This window comes from Winslowiella arboricola, assembly GCF_025527015.1.
Lineage (GTDB): Bacteria > Pseudomonadota > Gammaproteobacteria > Enterobacterales > Enterobacteriaceae > Erwinia > Erwinia arboricola.
Map to the genome: position 1 here is coordinate 302,403 of NZ_JAODIM010000038.1, position 22,462 is coordinate 324,864.

Consider the following 22,462-nt stretch of genomic DNA (forward strand, 5'->3'; position numbering starts at 1 on the left):
CATCAGAGAAATTGCTGAAAAAACAATTCAATCTCAACTTTCAGAGCGCTTTCACAGATATTTCTTCACCAGCCATTTTTTTGCGCAGCGTTCGCTTGGTGCGGTCAACCACATCACCGGCTAACTGGCCGCAGGCGGCATCAATATCATCGCCGCGGGTTTTGCGCACGATAGTGGTAAAACCATAATCCATCAGCACCTTGCAAAAACGGTCAACGCGGCTGTTGGAACTGCGACCATAGGGCGCTCCCGGGAAGGGGTTCCATGGGATCAGGTTGATTTTGCACGGCGTCTCTTTCAGCAATGCCGCCAGTTCATGGGCATCATCGGTACTGTCATTGATATGATCCAGCATCACATACTCAATGGTCACGCGGCCCTGATTGGCATTTGATTTGCCAATATAACGTTGTACCGCCGCAAGGAAAGTGGCGATATTGTATTTCTTGTTAATCGGCACGATTTCATCGCGAATCTTATCATTCGGCGCATGCAGAGAGATCGCCAGCGCAACATCAATCATATCGCCCAGCTTGTCGAGCGCTGGCACCACACCGGAAGTCGACAGGGTCACACGGCGCTTTGACAGCCCGAAACCAAAGTCATCCAGCATAATTTCCATCGCCGGAACGACGTTGTTCAGGTTCAGCAGGGGTTCACCCATTCCCATCATCACCACGTTGGTGATCGGGCGCTGACCGGTGATACGCGCTGCGCCGATAATTTTCGCCGCACGCCAGACCTGGCCAATAATTTCTGACACTCGCAGGTTACGGTTAAAGCCCTGCTGCGCGGTGGAGCAGAAAGTACATTCCAGCGCACAACCTACCTGTGAAGAGACGCAAAGTGTGGCGCGGTCTTTTTCCGGGATATAGACGGTCTCAACCAGCTGGTCGCCCACACGAATCGCCCATTTGATGGTGCCATCCGCTGAGCGCATCTCTTCCGCAACTTCTGGCGCGCGAATTTCGGTCAGCTCTTTCAGCTTGCCGCGCAGCACCTTGTTGATGTCGGTCATCTCATCGAAATCATCGCTGCAGTAGTGATAAATCCACTTCATCACCTGATCGGCGCGGAAAGGTTTCTCACCAATTGAGCTAAAAAACTCACGCATTTGCTGGCGATTAAGATCGAGCAGGTTGATTTTTTGTTTTTGCTTTACGGCTACAGGCGTTGCGGACGACGGCGTCACAATAAGTTCTGACATAATATTCTCTCGCCTCGTTATTACACGTTATGGCGTTCAGTTAATGATAAGTCGGGATGAATGATAAAAAAAGAAGCGCCCCTGATGAGCATGCTCACCTGGGGCGCATTATTGTACAAACATCGTTAGCGGGATGCCAGTTATCGGGATAAAGCGCAGCAACAATTTTGTAAACTTCGCTTACCACACGGCAAGCCCAACACGAATTAACGTGTGCGCGGGCAGATTTCGCCTTCGCCGAAGAAGTACGCGATTTCACGGGCTGCAGACTCAGCAGAGTCAGAACCGTGAGTGGCGTTTTCGGTGAAGCTGTCAGCGTAATCGGCACGCAGAGTACCAGCCAGCGCGTTTGCCGGGTTGGTAGCGCCCATCAGGTCACGATGACGCTGAACGGCGTTTTCACCTTCCAGCACAGACACCACTACCGGACCTGAGGTCATGAATTCAACCAGGCCATCGAAGAATGGACGACCAGCGTGCTCTGCGTAGAAACCCTGAGCCTGTTCAGTGGTCAGGTGCAGCATTTTAGCCGCAACAATTTTAAAGCCAGCGCTTTCAAAACGGTTGTAGATTGCACCAATTACGTTTTTTGCCACCGCGTTCGGTTTTACGATGGAAAAAGTACGTTCTGTTGTCATGTTGACCTCTGTAATTAACTTCCAGTTTAAGCCGGAGAGAAAAAATCTGGCTTCCGGCCCGAGAAAATGGCGGCGATTATAGGGGCGTGGCCAGCTATTGCCTACCTAAGATTCAACAATTCGTTAAAAAAATTTGATCGCCGTCGCGACAAACCGGTCGCATTTGCTGTTCAGAGCGTAAAACAGTTTACTCAACTGTAAAAGACGCGGTTGCTACCTGTCCACCTTCATCCAGTATCGTGAGCTGATAAGCGCCAGGCTTTTCGAAAGATAATGCCTGCGATTGCGCACCACTCTGATCCTCCAGCGGCGAGCCATTCAGGAACCACCAGCGTTGATTTCCCTGGCCTCCCTGCACGCTGACGGTGATCGCCAGCCGCTGTTGCCCTGGCAAGCGATGCAGAATCTGACTATCACGCAGTCCGGTTAAAATCAGAGGAACCGTATTACCGGCACTGAGTGGCGGGCAGTGCGTATCAATCGCGGGCAGACGGCTAGCGCGCCGTTCGGCTTGCGGCAGCCATGGCTCCAGCGGCAACGGCCATAACATCAGCGTTTGCGCCTGCGCCCCACTACAGTCTGACGCTACACGCAGTCCCTGAGAGTTTAGCCAGATCGGTTGCTGCAGACCCGAAACGCCCTCCTGTCCCGGCGCCAGCAGCGTCGGCGGCACGGTATTATTCACGATCCAGCTCTGGCGGCGCTGGCGGCAGTTGCTATCTCCCGGCGCCAGGCTTTGTCCGCCGGGCCAGCAGATGGTCGCTGCGCTCACCGAAGCAGGGCGCGGATCGCCCGGCAAAACCGGTCCACGAAACCCCGGCGATGACATCAGCAAATGATGGACCTGATTTAACACTGGAACCGCGCTGGCATAGCCATACTGACCAGCCACCGGCGTACCATCAGGACGCCCCACCCAGACACCGATCAGATAGCGCGCATCAACGCCCACCGCCCAGGCATCACGGTAGCCATAGCTGGTGCCGGTTTTCCACGCCAACGGTACTATCGCAGAACCATCGCCCCCCGACTGTGGCTGCGCCTCACCGGCCAGAATGCGGCGAATCACCCATGCCGCCCCCGGCGAGAGTAAACGGCGCTCCTCCAGTTTCTGCCCGGGCAGAAATCGCAGTGCGGCGACATTCCCCTGGCGTGCAAAAGCGCTGTAAGCTGACACCACCTCATCCATCCGCGTACCGGTTCCACCGAGCACCAGCGAAAGATTCGGTTCTACCGCCGCCGGAAAGCGTAAATTAATCCCGGTATTACGCAGCGCGGCGGCAAAACGCTTCGGCCCATAGGCATCCAGCAACTGCACCGCTGGCAGGTTTAACGATCGTGACAGCGCCTCGCTGGCGCTGACCGGACCATGAAAACCGCTGTCAAAATTTCCCGGTCGGTAATCGCCAAAACGGCGCGGCACATCCTGCAACAGCGACTCGGCATGAATCAGTCCGTCGTCAATCGCCAGCCCATAGACAAAGGGTTTCAGAATCGATCCTGGTGATCGCACGCTGCTGATCATATCGACATGACCAAAGCGGTTGTCATCATTAAGATCAATCGATCCCAGATAGCCACGCACTTTCATGGTGGTGTGATCGACCACCAGAAAGGCCAGCGAGGTACGCGGCGGCAGCTGGTTTTTCCAGCCCGTTGCCAGCGCTTCCAGCTGACGCTGCAGCGACGCATTGATGGTGGACGTCACCTTTTGCTGTGGAGAAACCGTCAGCAACCGTCTTGCCAGCAGAGGCGCCAGTTCAGGCATCTGACGCGGTGCCAGCCACACCGGCTCAGCAAACAGTTCATCAACCTGCTGCTTCGGCCACACCTGATAATCAATCATGCGCTGCAACACTTTGTTGCGCGCAGCCTGAGCGCGCAGTGGCCAGCGATCGGGCCGCAAGCGGCTCGGGGCCTGGGGCAGCACCGCCATAAGCGCGGCTTCACTGCGCGTCATCTGCGCCGGCGATTTTCCCAGCCAGGTCCAGCTGGCCGCGCCGATCCCCTCAATCGTGCCGCCAAAAGGCGCTCGATTAAGATACAGAGTCAGAATCTCTGACTTCGACAGATGCCACTCCAGCTGTAAAGCACGCCAGACCTGCAGCAGTTTACCGCGCCAGTTGCGCGGTTGCGGATCGATTAAGCGAGCAACCTGCATGGTCAGGGTACTGCCACCGGAAATAATGCCGCCACCGCGAATATCCTGCCAGGCGGCACGCAAAATGGCGAGAGGATTTATCCCAGGATGCTGCCAGAACCAACGGTCTTCATAGGTCAGCAGCGCCTCAAGATACAAGGGAGAAACGTCATCAAGGGTGACCGGATAACGCCAGATACCGTTACGATCGGCAAAACGCCACAGTGGCGTACCATCTTCCGCCACCACCACGCGTGCAGGTTCAACCTGTTGCAGCGGCAAGGGTGAGAGCCGGTCTGCCACCAGCAGCACAATAATGAGCGCAGCCGGCAACAGCAGCCAGCGCAAAATGCGAAAACGTCTTTTCATCGGCAATTTAATGGCGCCCGACACCGGGCCGGGCGCCAGGTTTTAGTGCACGTTCAGGCGGCCGGGCGTAACGCCCAGCGCACGCCATTGCGGCACATACATTGACTCAACCTGCGGTGCAGGAACCTGATAACTGCCCGGCGTCACTGCGCGCGCCAGATAGAGTAATGTCACCGGACGATAGCCATCAATATCCACCGCCGCAACGAAACGATCGTCGCGGAACTCAAGATGTTTAATGCTGGCCTGCTGCATATCGCCAATCGACTCCTGCACATCAGCCGCACTATCGGCCAGGCTGGCGCTGCTGTCACTCAGGTTCTGATTTTCCAGCTCCAGACCGGCGGGTAGCAGGTCAACAACCAGCGCATCAGGAACGCGTTCACGCGCTGAAACTTTCAGCTGAACCAGCACCAGCTCTCCACTCTTCAGATTTGCCAGCGACTTCTCTCTGCCATCCAGCCCCAGATAGCTACGGCTGATTTGCAGATTGTTACTCCAGGGTTCCGGCGCGTTCTGCGGATAACCCACCACGTCCAGACGCCCGTACAGATTACCGCTACCCGGATTGGCTAAACTGACACCGCCAGTTAGCTGCGTCGCTGACAGCACTCCGGTGTAGGTTTCCGTGCCGCTCAGCGCCGGAGTCTGGTCGTTAAGTACCGCCTGCCAGGGCTGTCCAGCCGAAGACATCAGCGCCTTACCGGCAAGGAACAGGGCATTATTCTCCTGCGTCGAAAGCCAGCGCTTGCCGTTAAGCTGTTGCGACAGCCTGACCAGCAGCAGATCCTGCTCATTGAGGAGTAGTTTATTTTCCGCCAGCAGGTTCAGTATCATCGCATTATCCCTCAGCGCGCTACCGTAATCCCCGAGCCACAAACGGTTATCCGTACGGCTGGTATCCATACCCTGGTTAATCGCATCACTTCCGCGCGGCACATCGCCCATCAGCCTCAGCGCAATACCCAGTTGCACCAGCGGCAGCCCCGCTTTGGCGCTGGCTTTTTTGTTATAAAGCGTACGCAGGGCGCCTAGTGGCGCTTTTTGCTGACGCGCTAATACTAATGCGGCATAGGCCTGTACGCTGAAGCGTGAGGCGGCAGCGTCGCTGCTGTAGTAGACCTCAATCTGATTCGCATCCTGCAGATAACGCAACAGACGCTGATTAGCGCGATCCAGCACGGACTGCGATACGCTATAACCCTGCTCACTGGCACGAATCAGGAAGTCGGTGACATAAGCTGTCAGCCAGAACTCTTCCTGGCTCTCTTTGCCCCATAAACCGAAACCGCCGTTCAGACGCTGCATGCCGGCCAGACGATCGATACCAACATCGATCGATTCGCGCCGGGCAGTATCGCTGCTGCCTTTGATCCCCAGCGCCATCAGCTGCGCATGATTGGTATACAGCGACGGGTAGAGGCCACTGACCGTCTGCTCAAGGCAATCATAGGGATAAGCGTACAACTCACGAATATAGCGCGCAATATTCAGCGGTGGGCGGCTGCCAATTGCCAGCTGGCCTTGCAGTGTGGCATGAGCCAGTCCGCTTAGTGCTTCAGCAGGCACACTCCAGGGTGCGTCACTGCGGACAACCGCTTCAAAATTACGCGTCTCCGCAGGCCATGCCGGGCGCACACCGACTTTCCAGCGCTGATGGAGCGGCTTGACAGTTTCACCTGGCAGATTAAGACCGGTTATCTCAGCGGTAATTTCGCCATCGCCAAAACCGGTCAGCGCGCTGACGGGAACCAGCAAGGTGGTGCGCTCCCCCGCTTTCAGCGCGACCGTCTGCATCCCGCTGTCATCCAGTTTTACCAGACCCTGTGCCGCCAGATTAATCTTCAGGGTTTGCGGCAGGCCAGAAAGGTTAGTCAGATCCAGCGCCAGACGGGCGCTATCGCCGCCAGCCATAAAGCGCGGGGTTGCCAGCTCACTAATTAGCGGCGCGGCGACCACCAGCTTCTGTTCACCCTGACCGAAGCTATCGTCGCTCCACACCTGCGCCATTAAGCGCAACTCACCGTTAAACTCCGGTACAGGCAGTTCGACACTGCCTTCGCCGTTAGCATTCAGCGTTACCGGTAGCGCCTGCTGCGCCACAATATTGACATGGGTCACTGGTTTCTGACCGCCGCGCGCCAGCGGGTCATCTTCATCGCCATCACCACCAAAGCGCAGCGTCGCCTGACGTCCCTGCCCTTCAATCAGTTGTCCGTAGATATCATATTGATCGGCGTTATAACGTTTACGGCCAAAGAAACCGTTAAAGGGATCCGGGGTTTTATAGTCGGTAATGCTTAATACGCCGCTATCTACCGCCGACAGCAGCAAATGGATATTTTTCGGCACTTCGCCGCCCTGTCGCGCCGCTTTCACTTTCACCGTCAGCGTCTGGTTAGGTCGAATTTTTTCCGGAACATCAAGGGCAAGCGTGAGTTTACGATTGTTATCCGCCAGCGGCAGATGCAGCAGCCCCACAGCCCGTTTTGGCGTGGTGCCTTTCTCTTTTTCCCCAGGACGAATGACCAGCGCACTGAGATAGAGATCGTGACGACGCCACTCCTGATTAACCGGCACTTCAACGTCGAGTCCCCCGGCTGGCACATCGATTTCCTGCCACCATAATGGGCCATTGCTGGACTCCAGCATCAGATAGCCTTTACCTGCTGCCGGTGCTTCGATATGTACGCTGGCTTTTTCACCTGGCCGATAAGCGGGTTTATCCAGTTTAAGTTTTACCTGGTCCGGGCGCAGTGCGCCGCTGCCAGCGGTATTATCCTGCCAGCTGTAACCTGCCCAAAAACGTACGCTGCTCAGCATATTATTATCGGCAGTGCGCACTTCAAGACGATACGAGCCCCAGTCGACCGGGAACTCAACGCGCGCCGTGCCATCGGCGGCCAGCGAAATTTGTTGCTGCTCCTCAACCAGATCTTTCTGATCGTAACGCGACTGCCAGCCTTCTCCATCGGAGAAGCTCCAGTAGTAGTCACGACGTTCACGCACCAGACGCACATCAACATTCTGTGCCGCCAGTTTCTCACCGCTTGCATTCGCCAGCAGAATATCAAACGCGGCATTACTGCCCTCCTCCACCATCGGCTGACTGCGATAGCTGTCGCTACGGTAGTCATAAACATCTTTATTTCCGAATAGCGGGCGGATGCCTGGCAGCGCATCAGCAGGCCAGATAGCCTGGGTAATACGACGGGTTACCGGACGGCCACCGCTCTCCAGCAGACTGGCCTGCATGATGACATTGATCGGCGAATGGACATCCTCCCAGCCTGACGGCACGGACACCACAGCGTCTCCCTGTGCATCCAGAGTAATATCCAGCTCATCAAGGCTGCGTTTTAAGCCATCTTCATTAATATCGCCAAACTGATAGCCTGGCAGCGCGGCAACCGCTTCGCGGTTGGGGCGCAAATAGAGCTGTCCCTGCAAATGATTTCCTGCGGCAGGCGCACCATACAGATAGCGGCCATTCACCTGGAAAGAGAGATCTTCAGCGGGTGACAGGGGATGATCGGCACCTTTCAGCGACAACGCCATACGTTCCGGCAGAAAATCCTCCACATTAAAACGCCAGCTGCGTGGACGATTGTCACCAGTATTGACCCGCAGCGTCCAGCCACCGGTAGCTGCGGATTCCGGCAGACTATAACGATATTGATAGAGACCGTTTTCTGGTTGCCACACCTGAGTGCGGGCCACCTCACCATCCGGTTTAACAACTTCCAGTTTAACGGGCTGTGGCGGTAAAGGTTTTCCGTCAGCATCGCGCAGTAAGGCATTCACGATTACCGTTTCACCAGGACGATAAAGATCGCGCGGCCCAAAGATAAACAGCTGCTTGTCATAGCCTTCCGGCCCCGCGATGGCGAACTCCGCCAGATCCAGCGCCGGGCGACTAAGATCCAGCAGCGTGGTTTGCTGATCTTGCGTGGCCAGCAATAATTTCGCTTTGTCCGATGATTTTAGCTGCGCATGTCCCTGCTTATCGCTGGTGGCTTGCTGCAGCGTTTGTCCTTTTTCATCCAGCAGGGTCAGGGTAATGCCAGACAGCGCCGCGCCATTTTCCAGGCTCTGGCTAAACACATCCATCTGCGTCGGAAACTGATGCAACGACAACCCAATATCACTGCGGGTAAACAAGGTGGCGGCATTACTGTAGCTGTAAGATCCGGCTTTTTTCATCACCGCCAGATAGACGCCTGGCTGTTTAAAGGCGTCGATATTGCTTAGGGGCAGCAGCATTTTTTCGCGGGTATTGCGCGCGGGATTAAGATCAAAACGGCCGCTGTAAACCAGATCCGCTTTTTTCAGCAACTCATCCGATTGCCAGATTTGCAGACTATTGCCGTACTCCCAGGCGGAGAGAAAGGTGGGCAAAGAAGCGGGTTTAACCCGGAAGAAATCGACATCCACGCTATTCACGTTGAGCGCCAGAATCGGTAATCCCTGGATGACGCGCGTTGGCAGCAGAGAACCGCGGCTGGCAAATCCCACCATCGGCTGCACATCACGCGTGGTGATCTCCTGCTCGGCGGCGCTCTCCAGCGTGGCGCCATTGAGCGCTTTCAGTCCGCTATCGATGGAGGCGATCAGCTTGCGATTCGGCTCCAGATGGCGAAAACGCAGCTCGCGCTGATTAGCCGCCAGTTCCCAGCCGCCGTCGATAGCGCCGCTTTTGCTGTCCACCAGATGCAGTTTCTGCGCAAAATTTTGCTTGTCATCCAGCGCTACCGAGAAGGTCACTACCAGCGTACTGGCGCCATCCAGTTGCACCTCGGAGATATCCACAACCTGCAGCGGTTTTCCTTTATCGCGTTCTGCTTCCGCCGCGCGTCGGGTATCGCTTAAGCTACTTTGCGCCGCCGCGCCGCCGGATGGCGTGGCGCTTTTTTCGGCAGATATCGCAGGTTGCGCTTTTTTATCATTATCATCGCAACCCGACAGCACAGTCAGCGCCAGTAAAGCAGCCACAGCTAACCCGTTTCCCAACCCTTTCATACGATCTCCATGGCACAATAGCCTGCGAAATGAGAACAACATTATGGCGGGAAACGCCTCAAAGTGATCAAATAATTTATTATTATGCGAGCGATTACTCAGCAGCTTGTTGATTTGCTGTTTATGATCTCTCATTTTTCGAGGCATCTCGTAAATTTCATTTAAGATCATCCGCATAATAGAAATTTTCTTGTGGTGTCGTCAGAGATCGCCGACACTCAAAGTCAGCACTTCTATGACACAGACCCCTAACGAGGCCGCGATGACAACCTCCTTCTTTGTTACTGCCGACTGGCTCGCCGAACACCAGATTGAAAATGATGTCCAGGTGATTGATGCACGTATGCTTCCTCCCGGTCAGGAGAAGGTACGTGATATTAAGGCTGAATATCTGGCGGGCCATCTGCCTGATGCGCCCTTCTTCAATATTGAAGCGCTCTCCGATCACACCAGCCCCTGGCCGCATATGATGCCGCGCGCGGAGAGTTTTGCCGTGGCGATGCGGGAACTGGGTATCAACAGTGATAAGCACCTGGTGGTTTACGACGAGGGTAATCTTTTTTCCGCGCCGCGCGCATGGTGGATGCTGCGTGCCTTTGGCGTTGCTCAGGTATCGATTCTGGCAGGCGGCCTGCAAGGCTGGAAACAGGCGGGTTTACCGCTGGCTACTGGCGAAGTCTCGCTGCCGGAAGGTGAATTCGACGCGCAGTACGATGCTGACCTGGTGCGTCGGGTTACTGATGTATTGCTGATCAGCCATGAAGGCACAGCGCAGATTGTTGACGCGCGTGCCGCTAACCGCTTTAACGGCGAAGTCGATGAGCCGCGTCCGGGGCTACATCGCGGGCATATTCCCAACAGTTTTAACGTGCCGTGGAACGAAGTGGTGGTCGATGGCCAGCTGAAACCAGCGGCAGAGCTGGCAGCAATTTTCCAGCGACATGGGGTCGACCTGGCTAAACCAATCGTTGCCAGCTGTGGTTCCGGGGTGACGGCGGTAGTGCTGATTCTGGCGCTGACGACGCTGGGTGTGGCCAACGTTAAGCTGTATGACGGCTCCTGGGGGGAATGGGGTAGCCGCGACGATTTACCGATTAAGACTAACGTCTGAGACAAACGGCCGGGAACGCCCGGCCAGTTGTTCGAACTAGTTGACCTGCTTAAACTCACGAAGGAAGCTACCCCAGCGACGCTCATAAAACGGCGTAATATGGGCGGTAAAGAAATGGCTGATGCCCTTGTCACCCTCGACAATTTCGCAGATATCAACCGGTTCATCTTCCAGTAAGGTGTCAGTTGCCACGCTGCCTGCCGCACGAATAATCGCATCAATATTACTGTCGGCCTCAATACCAATCAGCAGATTGGCTGGCTGATCCGACGACTCTTTGATATGCGCGACATAAGCACGACGCACCTGTTTATGTTTGGCAAACAGCTGGGTCAGCGAGTCGATGACCTGCGACGGTGGCTCAGCAATTTCAGACAGCAACAGTGGCGTACCACCCTCCAGTACCGTTTGCTGGCTCAGCGCATCGCCGCCTTCACCAAGCAATCTGGCGATTTCACTCGGTGAAAACTCTTTGCCGGCGGGCAGTTTTGGATTAAGAAACAGGGTTTCACCCAGCGTAATCTCAAACAGCGTACGCACCGGCATAATCAGATACGCCTGCTCGTCACTGACAGCCTGCTGCATGGCTTCAATTGAGGTGAAGAAAGGGATAATGCTGGCGCCGTCCTCTTTTTCCCAGTGCCGGAGATCAACAGCGGCACTGGCATCCAGTTGTCCGGTGGCGCTCGCTTCAGTGGCGCTTTCGCCCGGCACCCAGACGCTGGCGCTCATCAGCAATTCAAAAAACTCAGGCCGATGCGCAGCTTCAGTGGCTGCCAGTTTCAGCACCTCTTCAAGGCGGTTATTCGATTGGTTCATGGTTTGATTCCGGGCAATAATTTGCCGGGGCGGCAATGATTACTGTCGCCCCGCTACCACAGGACCGGATGATCCGGCCCGTTTCAGCTTACTTTAACAACAGATTAGCAATGGTGCGTACGCCCAAACCGGTGGCACCAGCAGACCATTGATCCACTGCACCTTTACGGTAAGTGGCGGAACAGTCGATATGCAGCCAGCCTTTCTGGTAGTTCTTAACGAAATGCGACAGGAAGCCGGCAGCAGAGCTGGCGCCAGCAGAATGCGCAGGACTGGCGATATTGTTCAGGTCGGCAAAGTTCGATGGCAGATGGCCGCGATGGAATTCAGCCAGCGGCAGACGCCAGAATGGCTCGTTTTCACTTGCCGCGCTCTCCATCAGTTTACCTGCCAGCTGATCGTCAAAACTGAACAGCGCGTGGTAGTCATTTCCCAGTGCGGTTTTCGCCGCCCCGGTCAGGGTGGCGGCATCAATTAACAGCTCAGGATTCTGTTCGCTGGCGTCAATCAGACCATCCGCCAGCACCAGACGCCCTTCGGCATCGGTATTCATCACTTCAACGGTTTTGCCGTTGCGGTAATGGATAATATCGCCCAGCTTAAAGGCATTACCGCTGACCATATTTTCTGCACAGCAGAGATACAGTTTCACGCGCTTCTGCAGGCCACGGGTAATCGCCAGCGCCAGTGCGCCAGTCACCGTTGCCGCGCCACCCATATCGGATTTCATCGAATCCATAAAGGCGCTCTGCTTCAGGCTATAGCCGCCGGTATCAAAGGTGATGCCTTTACCCACCAGACAGGCGTAAACCGGTGCATTTTCATCGCCGGTTGGATTGTAATCCAGCGCCAGCAGAGCAGAACTGCGCTCTGAACCACGGCCCACCGTGTAAATGCCCATATACTTCTGTTCACGCAGATCTTCGCCTTTAGTAATGCGATAGCTCACCTTCTCGCCACCGACATCACTCAGCAGATCAACCGCGCTACGCGCCAGCTGGGATGGACTCAGATTGTCCGCTGGCAGGTTAATGGTGTTACGCACCCAGTCCACCACCTTCAGACGCGCATCGAATTCTGCACGCTCGCTGTCATTCAGCTCGGCCCAATCAACCGTGCGCTCGCCTTTCGGGCCACGATAACCCTGCCAGAATGCCCAGCTTTTTTCTAAATCCCAATCGGTACCGCTGAGAACCACTTTGCGAATACCCTGACCATCAATTTTGCGCGCTGCGCGCTGAATGACTGCCAGCGGATCGTTACCATTCAGATGAATTGTCATGCCACTGTCATTACTGCTGAGGATCGCTTTTTCGCCCCAGCGTGCGTCTGCCGCTGCCGTTGACAGGGTGATATTCATTGCTTCTGTTGTCATCGCATGGCTCCTTGTTTTTTTATATTCAATTTGTCGTAAAAATCATTAGCTCCGGCGGTATTAACGTCGCTCCGCCACCCGGTTTCAGGTGGGCGAACCATGGGGTGATATCGGCAAAAAACACCCTGGATGGATCGGTAGCCAGATAAGCATCATACAATGCCTGAGTAATTTCGCGACTGTCAGTCTGATTAAGTGATCATTTTATTTCTTCAGATGTAAAACGGGCCGAATAAAATCCGGCCCGTTCAGCATCTGCGGCATACGGCTGAGATCTCAAACCGCTTTATGCATTTCCCATTGCGGAGAGAGCGCGCGCAGACGGCTGATGGATTTTCCAATCAGCGCAATGGCGTAATCGATCTCTTCTTCAGTGGTAAAGCGACCGAGCGAAAAGCGGATCGAGCTGTGCGCCAGTTCATCAGCAATACCCAGTGCGCGCAGCACGTAGGAAGGCTCAAGGCTGGCCGAAGTACAGGCCGAGCCTGAAGAGACCGCCAGATCCTTCAGCGCCATTATCAGGGATTCACCCTCAACATAGTTAAAGCTGACGTTAAGGATATTTGGCGCGCCCAGCGCGATATCCCCGTTGAGGTAAATTTCTTCAATATCCTTAATGCCCTGCCACAGACGGTTGCGCAGCGTGCGCAGACGCGCCATTTCACTGCCCATCTCTTCTTTAGCGATACGGTAGGCTTCGCCCATGCCGACAATCTGGTGCACCGGCAGAGTACCGGAACGCATACCACGCTCGTGGCCGCCACCGTGGATTTGCGCTTCCAGACGGATACGTGGCTGACGACGCACAAACAGCGCGCCAATGCCTTTCGGCCCGTAGATTTTATGCGCCGAGAAAGACATCAGATCCACCGGCAACTGGCTCAGATCGAGCGGCAGCTTACCCACGCTCTGCGTGGCATCAACATGATACAGCACACCGCGCGCATGGCAGAGTTCGCCGATGGCGGCGATATCCTGAATCACACCGATTTCATTATTAACATGCATGATCGAAACCAAAAGGGTATCGTCACGTATTGCCGCCTCAAGGGCCGCCAGATCAACGATGCCGTTGCGCTGTGTATCGAGATAAGTGACCTCGAAGCCCTCACGCTCCAGCTGCGCGCAGGTATCCAGCACCGCTTTATGTTCAGTTTTGCAGGTAATAATGTGCCTGCCTTTCTGCTGATAGAAGGTCGCGGCACCTCTGATTGCCAGGTTATCGGATTCGGTGGCGCCGGAAGTAAATACAATCTCGCGCGGATCGGCGCCGACCAGTTCGGCGACCTGGTTACGGGCGATATCTACCGCCTCTTCTGCCTGCCAGCCAAAACGGTGCGAGCGGGAAGCCGGGTTACCGAATGTGCCATCCATAGTCAGAAACTGCATCATTTTCTCCGCCACGCGCGGATCCGCAGGGGTGGTAGCAGAGTAATCCAGGTAAATCGGTAATTTCATTGCGCCATAAGCTCCGTACATCGCTTCACTATTAAATACGACTGATACTGCCTTCTGTTTTTTTACTCTCTTCACCATCAGGTGAAAAGCACAAATGCTTGCGGCGACCGAAGTCGCCGCATTAATCGCTTATTAACATCTGTCGCGGGTGATAAATTACGCGCGCAAATTAACGTTAATCGTTTCCTGCATACGGCCGTGCGGTAAGCGACGGGCTTCAATACTGTTCTGACGGTCGGCAACATCAAGGATTTCCTGATTATTAACCAGCTCAGCCAGGGTAATGTTATTCAGGAAATCACTGATACGCTCGCTCAGGTCGCGCCACAGCACGTGGGTCAGACAGCGCTCACCGCCCTGGCAACCCTCTTTACCCTGACACTTAGTCGCATCAACAGATTCATCAACCGCCGTAATCACTGCGCCAACTGCGATCGCACCAGAGTCTTTACCCAGCAGGTAACCGCCGCCCGGACCACGTACGCTGGACACCAGCCCATTTTTACGCAGACGAGAGAACAGCTGCTCCAGATAGGAGAGAGAGATCCCCTGACGTTCTGAAATATCTGCTAACGGCACTGGACCATCGTGAGAGTGCAGTGCAACGTCAAGCATGGCGGTAACGGCATAACGGCCTTTGGATGTCAGTCTCATAACTTTTGCGACCTCGGTTAGACCCCAGTTATCGGGGGCTGTTAACAAAAAGTGATGAGGCAAGTCTGACATTCCTGAGTGTTTTGGTCAACTATTTAACCGAGTAAAACACTCAAGTATTATTCTTATCGGAAAAATGCCATGCAGCCTGACAAACTCCTTACGAATTAAGGTGTTATTTTTCACCCCTAATTTTCTCCAGCGACGAGAACATGCCGCGCAGGATATTCAGCTCGTCTCTTTCCGGCCGCGCGCGGGTATAAAGACGGCGCATTTTGCTCATTACCTGGCCTGGATTGGCTTCACGAATAAAGCCACTGGACACCATTAACTGCTCCATATGCTGATAAAGACGTTCGAGGTCGTCGACCAGCGGATAAGGGGATTCGGTAAACTCCGGTTGTGGCTGTTCCTGCGATTGTAAAAATGCCATCCGCACTTCATAAGCGATAATCTGTACCGCCATCGCCAGATTCAGCGAGCTGTATTCCGGGTTTGCAGCGATCGCCACATGATAGTGACATTTTTGCAGCTCTTCGTTGGTTAAGCCGACGCGTTCGCGACCGAACACCAGCGCCACCGGCGCCTGCTGCCCTTCCTGCACGCTTTTGATCCCGCATTCGCGCGGATCCAGCATCGGCCATGGCAGCGAGCGTGAACGCGCGCTGGTGCCAACCACCAGACGACAACCGGCAATCGCTTCATCAAAAGTGTCGACAATTTTAGCATCGCCAATCACATCGCTGGCACCAGCGGCGAGAGCAATGGCCTGCGAATCAGGTTTTACCAGCGGATTAACCAGATAAAGGTTGGTCAGGCCCATGGTTTTCATCGCGCGTGCGACGGAGCCCATGTTGCCGGTGTGAGAGGTTTCAACCAGCACGATACGAATATTCTGTAGCATAGAGATTCAGGGGTCTGTGAGATTATTGCGTGATGCTAACATAAATGCAGGACATTTTCCGAACTCCCTGCTATACTCCGCGCCGTTTTCCCGTTCTTTAACATCCAGTGAGAGATACTGATGCATCCGATGCTCAACATCGCCGTGCGCGCTGCGCGCAAGGCCGGAAATTTAATTACCAAAAACTATGAAACCCCGGACGCAGTTGAAGCGAGCCAGAAAGGCAGCAACGACTTCGTAACCAATGTTGACCGCGACGCTGAACGCCTGATTATTGAGGTGATTCGCAAATCTTATCCGCAACACACCATTATTACTGAAGAGAGTGGTGAACTGGCGGGTGAAGATCAGGATGTGCAATGGGTTATCGATCCTCTGGATGGCACCACCAACTTCATCAAACGTTTACCACACTTCGCTGTTTCTATCGCCGTACGCATTAAAGGCCGTACCGAAGTTGCCGTGGTTTACGATCCAATGCGTAATGAATTGTTCAGCGCTGTGCGCGGTCAGGGCGCTCAGCTGAATGGCTATCGTCTGCGTGGCAGCACTTCCCGCGATCTGGAAGGCACCATTCTGGCTACCGGCTTCCCGTTCAAACTGAAACAGCATGCGACGCCTTACATCAATATCGTTGGCAAACTGTTCTCCCAGTGCGCGGACTTCCGTCGTACCGGTTCAGCTGCGCTGGATCTGGCTTACGTTGCGGCCGGCCGTGTTGATGGTTACTTTGAGATTGGCCTGAAGCCATGGGATTTCGCGGCCGGTGAACTGCTGGTACGTGAAGCCGGTGGCCTGGTGACCGACTTTGTTGGCGGCCACAACTATCTCACTTCAGGTAATATTGTTGCCGGTAACCCACGTGTGGTGAAAGCCATGCTGGCGACTATGCGCGACGAACTGAGTGAAGCACTGAAGCGTTAATCTGCTTCGTACGGGCCGGATGAAACCGGCCCGTCTGCTTACAGAATACGCCTGATCCCGCCCGAGATTGCTGGCTGCGCGCTCTGCCACAGCATCACCCCGGCAATAATCAGCAGCACACCGCCCAGTAAGCCAATACTCTGCACCGCCACTTTTTGCCAGCCTGAAGGTGTGGTCGTACGACTTAATCTGCTCGCCAGCGCCCTTGAGGTCTGAACCAGCAGCGCCATCGCCGAGACGGTCAGCGCAGTACCCAGCGCCATCGCAATCGCCGACAATACCCCCCAAAAATAAACCCCAATGACTTTCGCAAACAGCAGCATCATCAGCGCGCCAGAGCAAGGCCGTAACCCCATCGACAGCACCACAACCATTTTTGTTTTCCAGCCCACCACCTGCGCCAGCCGGGCGTTATCAGGCACATGCTGATGACCACAACCGCAATGCGAATGATGAAGATGATCAGCCGCACGGATTGCGGTGATCGTCGTCAGGGTTACCGGACGCAGCAGGCGCCATAACTGACGCAACGCACGCAGACAGAGCCAGGCTCCCAGCGCCATTACCACCAGATAACTGCCCTTCTCCAGCCAGTAACTGCTGAGATGCAGCTGACGCGATGACAGTTTCAGCACCACCAGCAATACTGTTACCAGCACAATTGCCATCAGCCCTTGTACCACCGCAGCCGCCAGCGTGAGTTGCAGACTGGTTTTTACTTTCGTCGGATGGGTGGCGAGAAAAGTGGCGATCACCACCTTGCCGTGGCCGGGACCTGCGGCATGCAGAATGCCGTAGATAACGCTGAAGCCAAGCAGGGTCAGCCCGGCCTGATGTGGATTGAGTTCCACCTGTTGCAATAAGGCGGTCATCTGCTGGTGCAGGGCTTTCTGCCACAGCACGCTCTGCAATAACAGCTGCGGCCATTGCTGCCACAGCCAGAATCCGGCGCCCACCAGCAACAAGGCAGACAGCAGCAGCGGCGTGGCGCTCAGCCAGCGGCGCGTGGGCTTCGTACTGGCAATGCTTACTGACATACCAGCGTCACCGTCTGGGCAAACTGTCGGCCAAGATCCATCTCTTCCGCTGGCGCATCGGCTTTATCCAGCGACAGCGCATAGGCCTGCATTGAGGCATCCGGCTTCGGCGTTTTCAGGTTGATTTTACATTGATTTTGCAACGTTTTCGGCAGTTGCAGCGACTTCTCATCATCGTAAAACATATCGACAAAGTAAGTGGGATCAAAAGTCATAAAAGTATACGTCTGTCCGGTTAAAGGTTGCGGTTCAGCCAGCGGCAGGACAAAGGTTAATACCGCCTGATGCCCTTGACGCGCAAGATGGTATTCGGTCGGCAAATTATCAAACTTCACCCGCTGGCCGTTATGCCAGAATTCGCTGAAATAGTGCTGACCCAGTACGTTGGCCATCACTTCCGCCGCCAGCTTTTTCCACACCACGGAATCAGGCTTCGCATCCCCGGCGTCGTACAGCAGATCCGACGAGGTAATTTCATCCATCTTCCACACCATATGCAGACCATTCAGCATGCCGGGCTGCTGGCTGACCAGCGTGGTTTGCAGTGAAATAAAGCTGTGTGGATGCGCCGCAGCCAGCGGCGAAATCAGGACCATCATAAAACCAAGGTTCCGGTACAGCACAGTGTTATAATGTAACAAATTTCGCTTCATCTGCCTTCCTGAGAAAAAATTCTGTGACCCGCTTACAACGTCTGAACAAAAAACGGTGACTGGCCAGTTAATGTCACGTTTGTTGACTATTCTTAGCTCTGTTATGACCTACTGGAATAGTGAATGATGAGTGATGGGCCACTAACAGCACCTCTGTTCTCCAGTTCTCAGCGTCGTTGCCATCTGCTTTTAACGCTTTATCTGCCTGATTCTGCCGTCACCCTGGATTCCCTGAGTCTGTTAAATGGTGTGGATCAGCATTTAGTCCGGCAAGATATAGCGGAGGTTGGTGAAGAAATCCAGCGTTACCATCAGCTGGATATTCACGCTCACCCGGATGGCAGTTTGCGGCTGCATGGCGCTGAACTGGACCTCCGACTCTGCCTGCTACACTGGCTGCGCCGCGCATTGCGGCTGTCACCTGATTTTGTCGAACAGCAATTTGCCCCGGCCATCCGGCAATGGTTGCGCGCCTGCCAGATCGAAAAGGCGGTGTATGACGAGAAGAACCTGCAGGCGCTGATTCAGCATTGCGGCATACGGCTGAACCGCAGTTTTACCGTGCGCGATCGGCAGCTGTTGCAGCTGTTTATGCAGTTTTCGCTCTGCCAGCACAGTTATACTGACTTCACGCCTGCCCAGCAGCAGTGGCTGGCAAGCAAAGCTGAACGGCTGGCAGCTGAAGAGGTGATTCGTCACTGGCAAAAACGCTGTAAATCTGCGCCGCACCCTAACGAAATCGATTTTTACGCCCTGCTGTTCAGCATTATCCATGCGCCAGATGTCGACACTATTGAGCATGAAAATGAACGCCATCTGCTGCAATCCGTGCAGCTACTGATCCAGCGTTTTCAGACCCTGTCTGGCATGCATTTTAATGATGAGGAAGGGCTTACCGGCCAGCTGTACACCCATCTGGCACAGGCACTGGATCGCAGCCATTTCTCGATTGGCATTGATAGCAGCCTGACAGAAGAAGTTACTCGGCTCTATCCACGCCTGCTACGCACTACGCGCAGCGCCATCGCGCCTCTGGAAAGCCATTATGGCGTCAGTTTTTCGCCGCAAGAGTCCGGACTGATTGCGATTATATTTGGCGCCTGGCTGATGCAGGAGAGTGCGATGCAGGAGAAACAGGTGCTACTGCTGACCGGTAACAACGAGCTGCTGGAGCAGGAAATCGAACTGCAACTGCGCGAAATAACGCTGCTGCCGCTGAATATCAAATATCTGGATATGTATCAGTATCAGCGCGATGGCGCACCAAAAGATACCGCGCTGGTGATTACGCCTTACGCTACCCCACTGCCACTCTATTCGCCGCCACTGATCCACGCAGAATTACCCCTGAGTGAGAAACAGCAGCGACGTATTCGCACGCTACTTGAGGCCTGAGGATTTCGCCGCCACGCCAGGCCGCAAAAACAGAGCCGGAAGCGCCACCAGCGCCATCACCCAGAACAGTTTGCCCTGCAGGTACGGAAACAGCAGGCCGCAAACCATCGTCATAATCGCAATGCCACCGCCCATCGCCAGCGCCGAGTAAACTGCCTGCAGACGAATCACTTCGCCGCCTTCGCGTGCGGCGATAAAACGCATTGCCGCCAGATGACAGATGGTGAAACTGCCACAGTGTAAAATCTGCGCCACGACCAGCCATGGCAGCGCCGTAGTGGCGCCCAGCAGCCCCCAACGAACCAGCGCACAGACGCCGGAAAGCAGCAGCAGATCCCGTGCGCCCCAGCGGCGGAACAGACGCCCGCTGGAAGCAAACACGATGATTTCCGCCACCACACCCAGCGACCACAAATAACCGACAGTGCTGGCGGAATAGCCCGCATCCTGCCACCAGATAGCGCTAAAGCCGTAATAGGCGGCATGGGCTCCCTGCAGCAGGGTGACGCAGAGTAAGAAGCGCCAGACGGCGTTCTCGCGCAACAGCGTGCACCACACCTGCCAGCCCGCGTGCTGCTCCTTTTTAAGCTCACCATGTGGCATTACCGCCGGGCGCAGCATCATGCCGATAAACAGCGTGACGACACCGGCGCCCAACAGTAACAGAATTGCCTGCACCGACCAGGCGCTGACCAGCACACCGGTCAGGGCGGAACTGACAACAAACGCCAGCGAGCCCCACAGGCGCACCGGACCATACACCAGCGCAATCTGGCGTTGCCAGGTAGCGGCCAGCGCATCACTGAGAGGCACTAACGGCGAGAAAAACAGGTTGAAGCCAATCATCACCAGCAGCAGCCACAGCCACTGATGGCTGAACCAGAAGCCGAGCACAAACAGCGCGGTCATCAGGGCTAACAGACGCAGAGCGGTGATCAGTTGAGCAGGATTTTTGACCTGAGAGGCGATCAGTAAACTACCGACAAAACGCGCGATCATGCCGGCGCCGAGCAGCAAGCCAATTTTGCCGGCATCAAGCCCGGTATCTTTTAGCCAGACGGCCCAGAACGGCAGATAAACGCCATAAGCAAAGAAGTAAGTGAAGTAAGCCAGACCCAGCCAGTACGCAGAACGGATTGCCATATTCCCTCCGACAATGAGGGCGATACTTTGGCAGAGAAGGGATCAAGAAGCAATTTTATGCCAGGCAGAGGGCCTGCCTGGCACAGACAAACTTAAGCGTATACCGGGAAGCGCGCGCAGATTTCCAGCACTTGCTGTTTCACGCGTTCGATATTGCCTTCGTCATTGATATTGTCGAGGATATCAACAATCCAGCCAGCCAGCTGACGGACTTCAGCTTCTTTAAAGCCGCGACGGGTCACCGCCGGTGAACCGATACGGATACCGGAAGTCACAAACGGGCTCTTCGGATCGTCAGGCACGCTGTTTTTATTCACCGTGATATTGGCACGGCCCAGCGCTGCGTCCGCTTCTTTACCGGTCAGGTTTTTATCAACCAGATCCAGCAGGAACAGGTGGTTGTGCGTACCGCCAGAAACCACTTTGTAGCCGCGATCAAGGAACACTTCGACCATCGCTTTAGCGTTTTTAGCCACCTGCTGCTGATAAACCTTGAACTCAGGTTCCATCGCTTCTTTCAGCGCCACCGCTTTACCGGCGATCACATGCATCAGCGGGCCGCCCTGGCCACCTGGGAAGACGGCAGAGTTCAGTTTCTTATACAGATCTTCGTCGCCGCCTTTCGCCAGAATCAGACCGCCACGTGGGCCTGCCAGCGTTTTGTGCGTGGTGGTGGTGACGATATGCGCATGTGGAATCGGGTTAGGATAAACGTCAGCCGCGATCAGACCCGCAACGTGCGCCATATCCACAAACAGATAAGCACCGATGCTGTCAGCGATTTCACGCATTTTTGCCCAGTCGCAGATACCGGAATAGGCCGAGAAACCACCGATAATCATTTTCGGTTTATGTTTCTGCGCCTGTTCCGCCAGGTCGTTATAATCAATCTGTCCGGTTTCGTCGATGCCGTAAGGCACCACGTTGTACAGCTTACCGGAGAGGTTGACCGGAGAGCCGTGAGTCAGGTGACCACCGTGCGCCAGGTTCATACCCAGAATGGTATCGCCCGGCTGCAGCAGCGCGGTGTAAACCGCAAAGTTAGCCTGTGAACCTGAGTGCGGTTGCACGTTAGCGTAATCGGCGCCAAACAGCGCTTTTGCGCGGTCGATAGCCAGTTGCTCAACGATATCAACATATTCGCAGCCGCCGTAATAGCGTTTGCCCGGATACCCTTCAGCGTATTTGTTAGTCAGCTGTGAACCTTGCGCCTGCATAACACGCGGGCTGGTGTAGTTTTCAGAAGCAATCAGCTCAATGTGCTCTTCCTGACGCACTTTCTCTTGCTCCATCGCCTGCCACAACTCGGCATCATAATCGGCAATGTTCATATCACGCTTTAACATCCGGATCTCCTGACTCAGCTAACTTTATAAAAACGGCAGTGAATGGCCCTGTAGGGCGAAGGCCAACAGTTTAAACTGTTTTACCGGGTGATGGATAGCGGCAAAGCCAGCTTTTTACGCAAACGATTGGCTCCGCCACTGGCAAGGGTTTCTTACAGTTTTTGCAAGCTTTTCCTTCTGGATAGTTCTTCATCAGCAGATGCATTTTTTTCACGATCGCCACCTCTGCCACAAGCTATTGAAAAACCCTTTTTAACTCACGGTTATTTA

Annotated in this window: 16 protein-coding genes; 3 read left to right on the plus strand and 13 right to left on the minus strand. The window is 54.8% G+C overall.

All coding sequences use genetic code 11. The annotated features are described in order from the left end of the window. Window positions 1-40 precede the first annotated feature (40 nt). The 4 genes from N5923_RS07390 to N5923_RS07405 form a co-directional block, all read right to left on the minus strand. Window positions 41-1,207 (minus strand): bifunctional tRNA (adenosine(37)-C2)-methyltransferase TrmG/ribosomal RNA large subunit methyltransferase RlmN, encoded by a 1,167-nt coding sequence (locus N5923_RS07390; RefSeq protein WP_267143269.1) that lies wholly within the window; start codon window positions 1,205-1,207, stop codon window positions 41-43. A gap of 206 nt (window positions 1,208-1,413) precedes the next feature. After that, on the minus strand, window positions 1,414-1,845 hold the full coding sequence (gene ndk, locus N5923_RS07395) for a nucleoside-diphosphate kinase (RefSeq protein ID WP_267143268.1): 432 nt from the start codon (window positions 1,843-1,845) through the stop codon (window positions 1,414-1,416). A gap of 187 nt (window positions 1,846-2,032) precedes the next feature. After that, entirely contained in the window at window positions 2,033-4,354 is a 2,322-nt protein-coding gene (gene pbpC / locus N5923_RS07400; RefSeq protein WP_267143267.1) for a peptidoglycan glycosyltransferase PbpC, read from the minus strand. A gap of 42 nt (window positions 4,355-4,396) precedes the next feature. Then, window positions 4,397-9,373: an alpha-2-macroglobulin family protein gene (locus N5923_RS07405; protein WP_267143266.1), complete on the minus strand. Its 4,977-nt coding sequence runs from the start codon at window positions 9,371-9,373 to the stop codon at window positions 4,397-4,399. 262 nt (window positions 9,374-9,635) lie between these two features. Between N5923_RS07405 and sseA the strand changes: the two genes are divergently transcribed. After that, the gene (gene sseA, locus N5923_RS07410) at window positions 9,636-10,484 is read left to right on the plus strand and encodes a 3-mercaptopyruvate sulfurtransferase (protein ID WP_267143340.1); all 849 of its coding nucleotides are present in this window, start codon (window positions 9,636-9,638) and stop codon (window positions 10,482-10,484) included. Between the two features lie 36 nt (window positions 10,485-10,520). Here sseA and sseB read toward each other — a convergent pair whose 3' ends face one another. From sseB to trmJ, 5 genes are all read right to left on the minus strand, one after another. Next, the gene (sseB, locus tag N5923_RS07415) at window positions 10,521-11,303 is read right to left on the minus strand and encodes an enhanced serine sensitivity protein SseB (protein WP_267143265.1); all 783 of its coding nucleotides are present in this window, start codon (window positions 11,301-11,303) and stop codon (window positions 10,521-10,523) included. Window positions 11,304-11,391: 88 nt separating this feature from the next. Beyond that, on the minus strand, window positions 11,392-12,678 hold the full coding sequence (pepB, locus tag N5923_RS07420; protein WP_267143264.1) for an aminopeptidase PepB: 1,287 nt from the start codon (window positions 12,676-12,678) through the stop codon (window positions 11,392-11,394). Window positions 12,679-12,954: 276 nt separating this feature from the next. Continuing rightward, window positions 12,955-14,136 carry an IscS subfamily cysteine desulfurase gene (locus N5923_RS07425; RefSeq protein ID WP_267143263.1) on the minus strand — a complete coding sequence of 394 codons (1,182 nt, stop codon included), beginning with the start codon at window positions 14,134-14,136 and terminating at the stop codon, window positions 12,955-12,957. Between the two features lie 156 nt (window positions 14,137-14,292). Beyond that, the gene (gene iscR / locus N5923_RS07430) at window positions 14,293-14,790 is read right to left on the minus strand and encodes a Fe-S cluster assembly transcriptional regulator IscR (RefSeq protein ID WP_267143262.1); all 498 of its coding nucleotides are present in this window, start codon (window positions 14,788-14,790) and stop codon (window positions 14,293-14,295) included. Between the two features lie 175 nt (window positions 14,791-14,965). Beyond that, window positions 14,966-15,694: a tRNA (cytosine(32)/uridine(32)-2'-O)-methyltransferase TrmJ gene (gene trmJ / locus N5923_RS07435; RefSeq protein WP_267143261.1), complete on the minus strand. Its 729-nt coding sequence runs from the start codon at window positions 15,692-15,694 to the stop codon at window positions 14,966-14,968. Between the two features lie 120 nt (window positions 15,695-15,814). Between trmJ and suhB the strand changes: the two genes are divergently transcribed. Further along, window positions 15,815-16,618 carry an inositol-1-monophosphatase gene (suhB, locus tag N5923_RS07440; RefSeq protein ID WP_267143260.1) on the plus strand — a complete coding sequence of 268 codons (804 nt, stop codon included), beginning with the start codon at window positions 15,815-15,817 and terminating at the stop codon, window positions 16,616-16,618. 38 nt (window positions 16,619-16,656) lie between these two features. Here the strand turns inward: suhB and N5923_RS07445 are convergent, their stop codons facing one another. Both N5923_RS07445 and N5923_RS07450 read right to left on the minus strand, forming a co-directional pair. Further along, entirely contained in the window at window positions 16,657-17,655 is a 999-nt protein-coding gene (locus tag N5923_RS07445; protein ID WP_267143259.1) for a nickel/cobalt transporter, read from the minus strand. Continuing rightward, on the minus strand, window positions 17,646-18,296 hold the full coding sequence (locus N5923_RS07450; protein WP_407704410.1) for a DUF1007 family protein: 651 nt from the start codon (window positions 18,294-18,296) through the stop codon (window positions 17,646-17,648). Before N5923_RS07450 ends, N5923_RS07445 begins: the two co-directional genes overlap by 10 nt. Window positions 18,297-18,434: 138 nt before the next feature. Here N5923_RS07450 and csiE point away from each other — a divergent pair, with 138 nt between their 5' ends. Continuing rightward, window positions 18,435-19,703 carry a stationary phase inducible protein CsiE gene (gene csiE / locus N5923_RS07455; RefSeq protein WP_407704411.1) on the plus strand — a complete coding sequence of 423 codons (1,269 nt, stop codon included), beginning with the start codon at window positions 18,435-18,437 and terminating at the stop codon, window positions 19,701-19,703. Here csiE and N5923_RS07460 read toward each other — a convergent pair. Continuing rightward, window positions 19,689-20,846 (minus strand): 3-phenylpropionate MFS transporter, encoded by a 1,158-nt coding sequence (locus N5923_RS07460; RefSeq protein ID WP_267143256.1) that lies wholly within the window; start codon window positions 20,844-20,846, stop codon window positions 19,689-19,691. The two genes, csiE and N5923_RS07460, sit on opposite strands and share 15 nt — an antisense overlap. 92 nt (window positions 20,847-20,938) lie before the next feature. Further along, on the minus strand, window positions 20,939-22,192 hold the full coding sequence (gene glyA, locus N5923_RS07465) for a serine hydroxymethyltransferase (protein ID WP_267143255.1): 1,254 nt from the start codon (window positions 22,190-22,192) through the stop codon (window positions 20,939-20,941). Window positions 22,193-22,462 lie beyond the last annotated feature (270 nt).

Bases quoted from the DNA above. Each gene is read 5' to 3' on its own strand.
- N5923_RS07390 (WP_267143269.1), bottom strand. From the start codon at position 1,207: ATGTCAGAACTTATTGTGACGCCGTCGTCCGCAACGCCTGTAGCCGTA.
- ndk (WP_267143268.1), bottom strand. From the start codon at position 1,845: ATGACAACAGAACGTACTTTTTCCATCGTAAAACCGAACGCGGTGGCA.
- pbpC (WP_267143267.1), bottom strand. From the start codon at position 4,354: ATGAAAAGACGTTTTCGCATTTTGCGCTGGCTGCTGTTGCCGGCTGCG.
- N5923_RS07405 (WP_267143266.1), bottom strand. From the start codon at position 9,373: ATGAAAGGGTTGGGAAACGGGTTAGCTGTGGCTGCTTTACTGGCGCTG.
- sseA (WP_267143340.1), top strand. From the start codon at position 9,636: ATGACAACCTCCTTCTTTGTTACTGCCGACTGGCTCGCCGAACACCAG.
- sseB (WP_267143265.1), bottom strand. From the start codon at position 11,303: ATGAACCAATCGAATAACCGCCTTGAAGAGGTGCTGAAACTGGCAGCC.
- pepB (WP_267143264.1), bottom strand. From the start codon at position 12,678: ATGACAACAGAAGCAATGAATATCACCCTGTCAACGGCAGCGGCAGAC.
- N5923_RS07425 (WP_267143263.1), bottom strand. From the start codon at position 14,136: ATGAAATTACCGATTTACCTGGATTACTCTGCTACCACCCCTGCGGAT.
- iscR (WP_267143262.1), bottom strand. From the start codon at position 14,790: ATGAGACTGACATCCAAAGGCCGTTATGCCGTTACCGCCATGCTTGAC.
- trmJ (WP_267143261.1), bottom strand. From the start codon at position 15,694: ATGCTACAGAATATTCGTATCGTGCTGGTTGAAACCTCTCACACCGGC.
- suhB (WP_267143260.1), top strand. From the start codon at position 15,815: ATGCATCCGATGCTCAACATCGCCGTGCGCGCTGCGCGCAAGGCCGGA.
- N5923_RS07445 (WP_267143259.1), bottom strand. From the start codon at position 17,655: ATGTCAGTAAGCATTGCCAGTACGAAGCCCACGCGCCGCTGGCTGAGC.
- csiE (WP_407704411.1), top strand. From the start codon at position 18,435: ATGAGTGATGGGCCACTAACAGCACCTCTGTTCTCCAGTTCTCAGCGT.
- N5923_RS07460 (WP_267143256.1), bottom strand. From the start codon at position 20,846: ATGGCAATCCGTTCTGCGTACTGGCTGGGTCTGGCTTACTTCACTTAC.
- glyA (WP_267143255.1), bottom strand. From the start codon at position 22,192: ATGTTAAAGCGTGATATGAACATTGCCGATTATGATGCCGAGTTGTGG.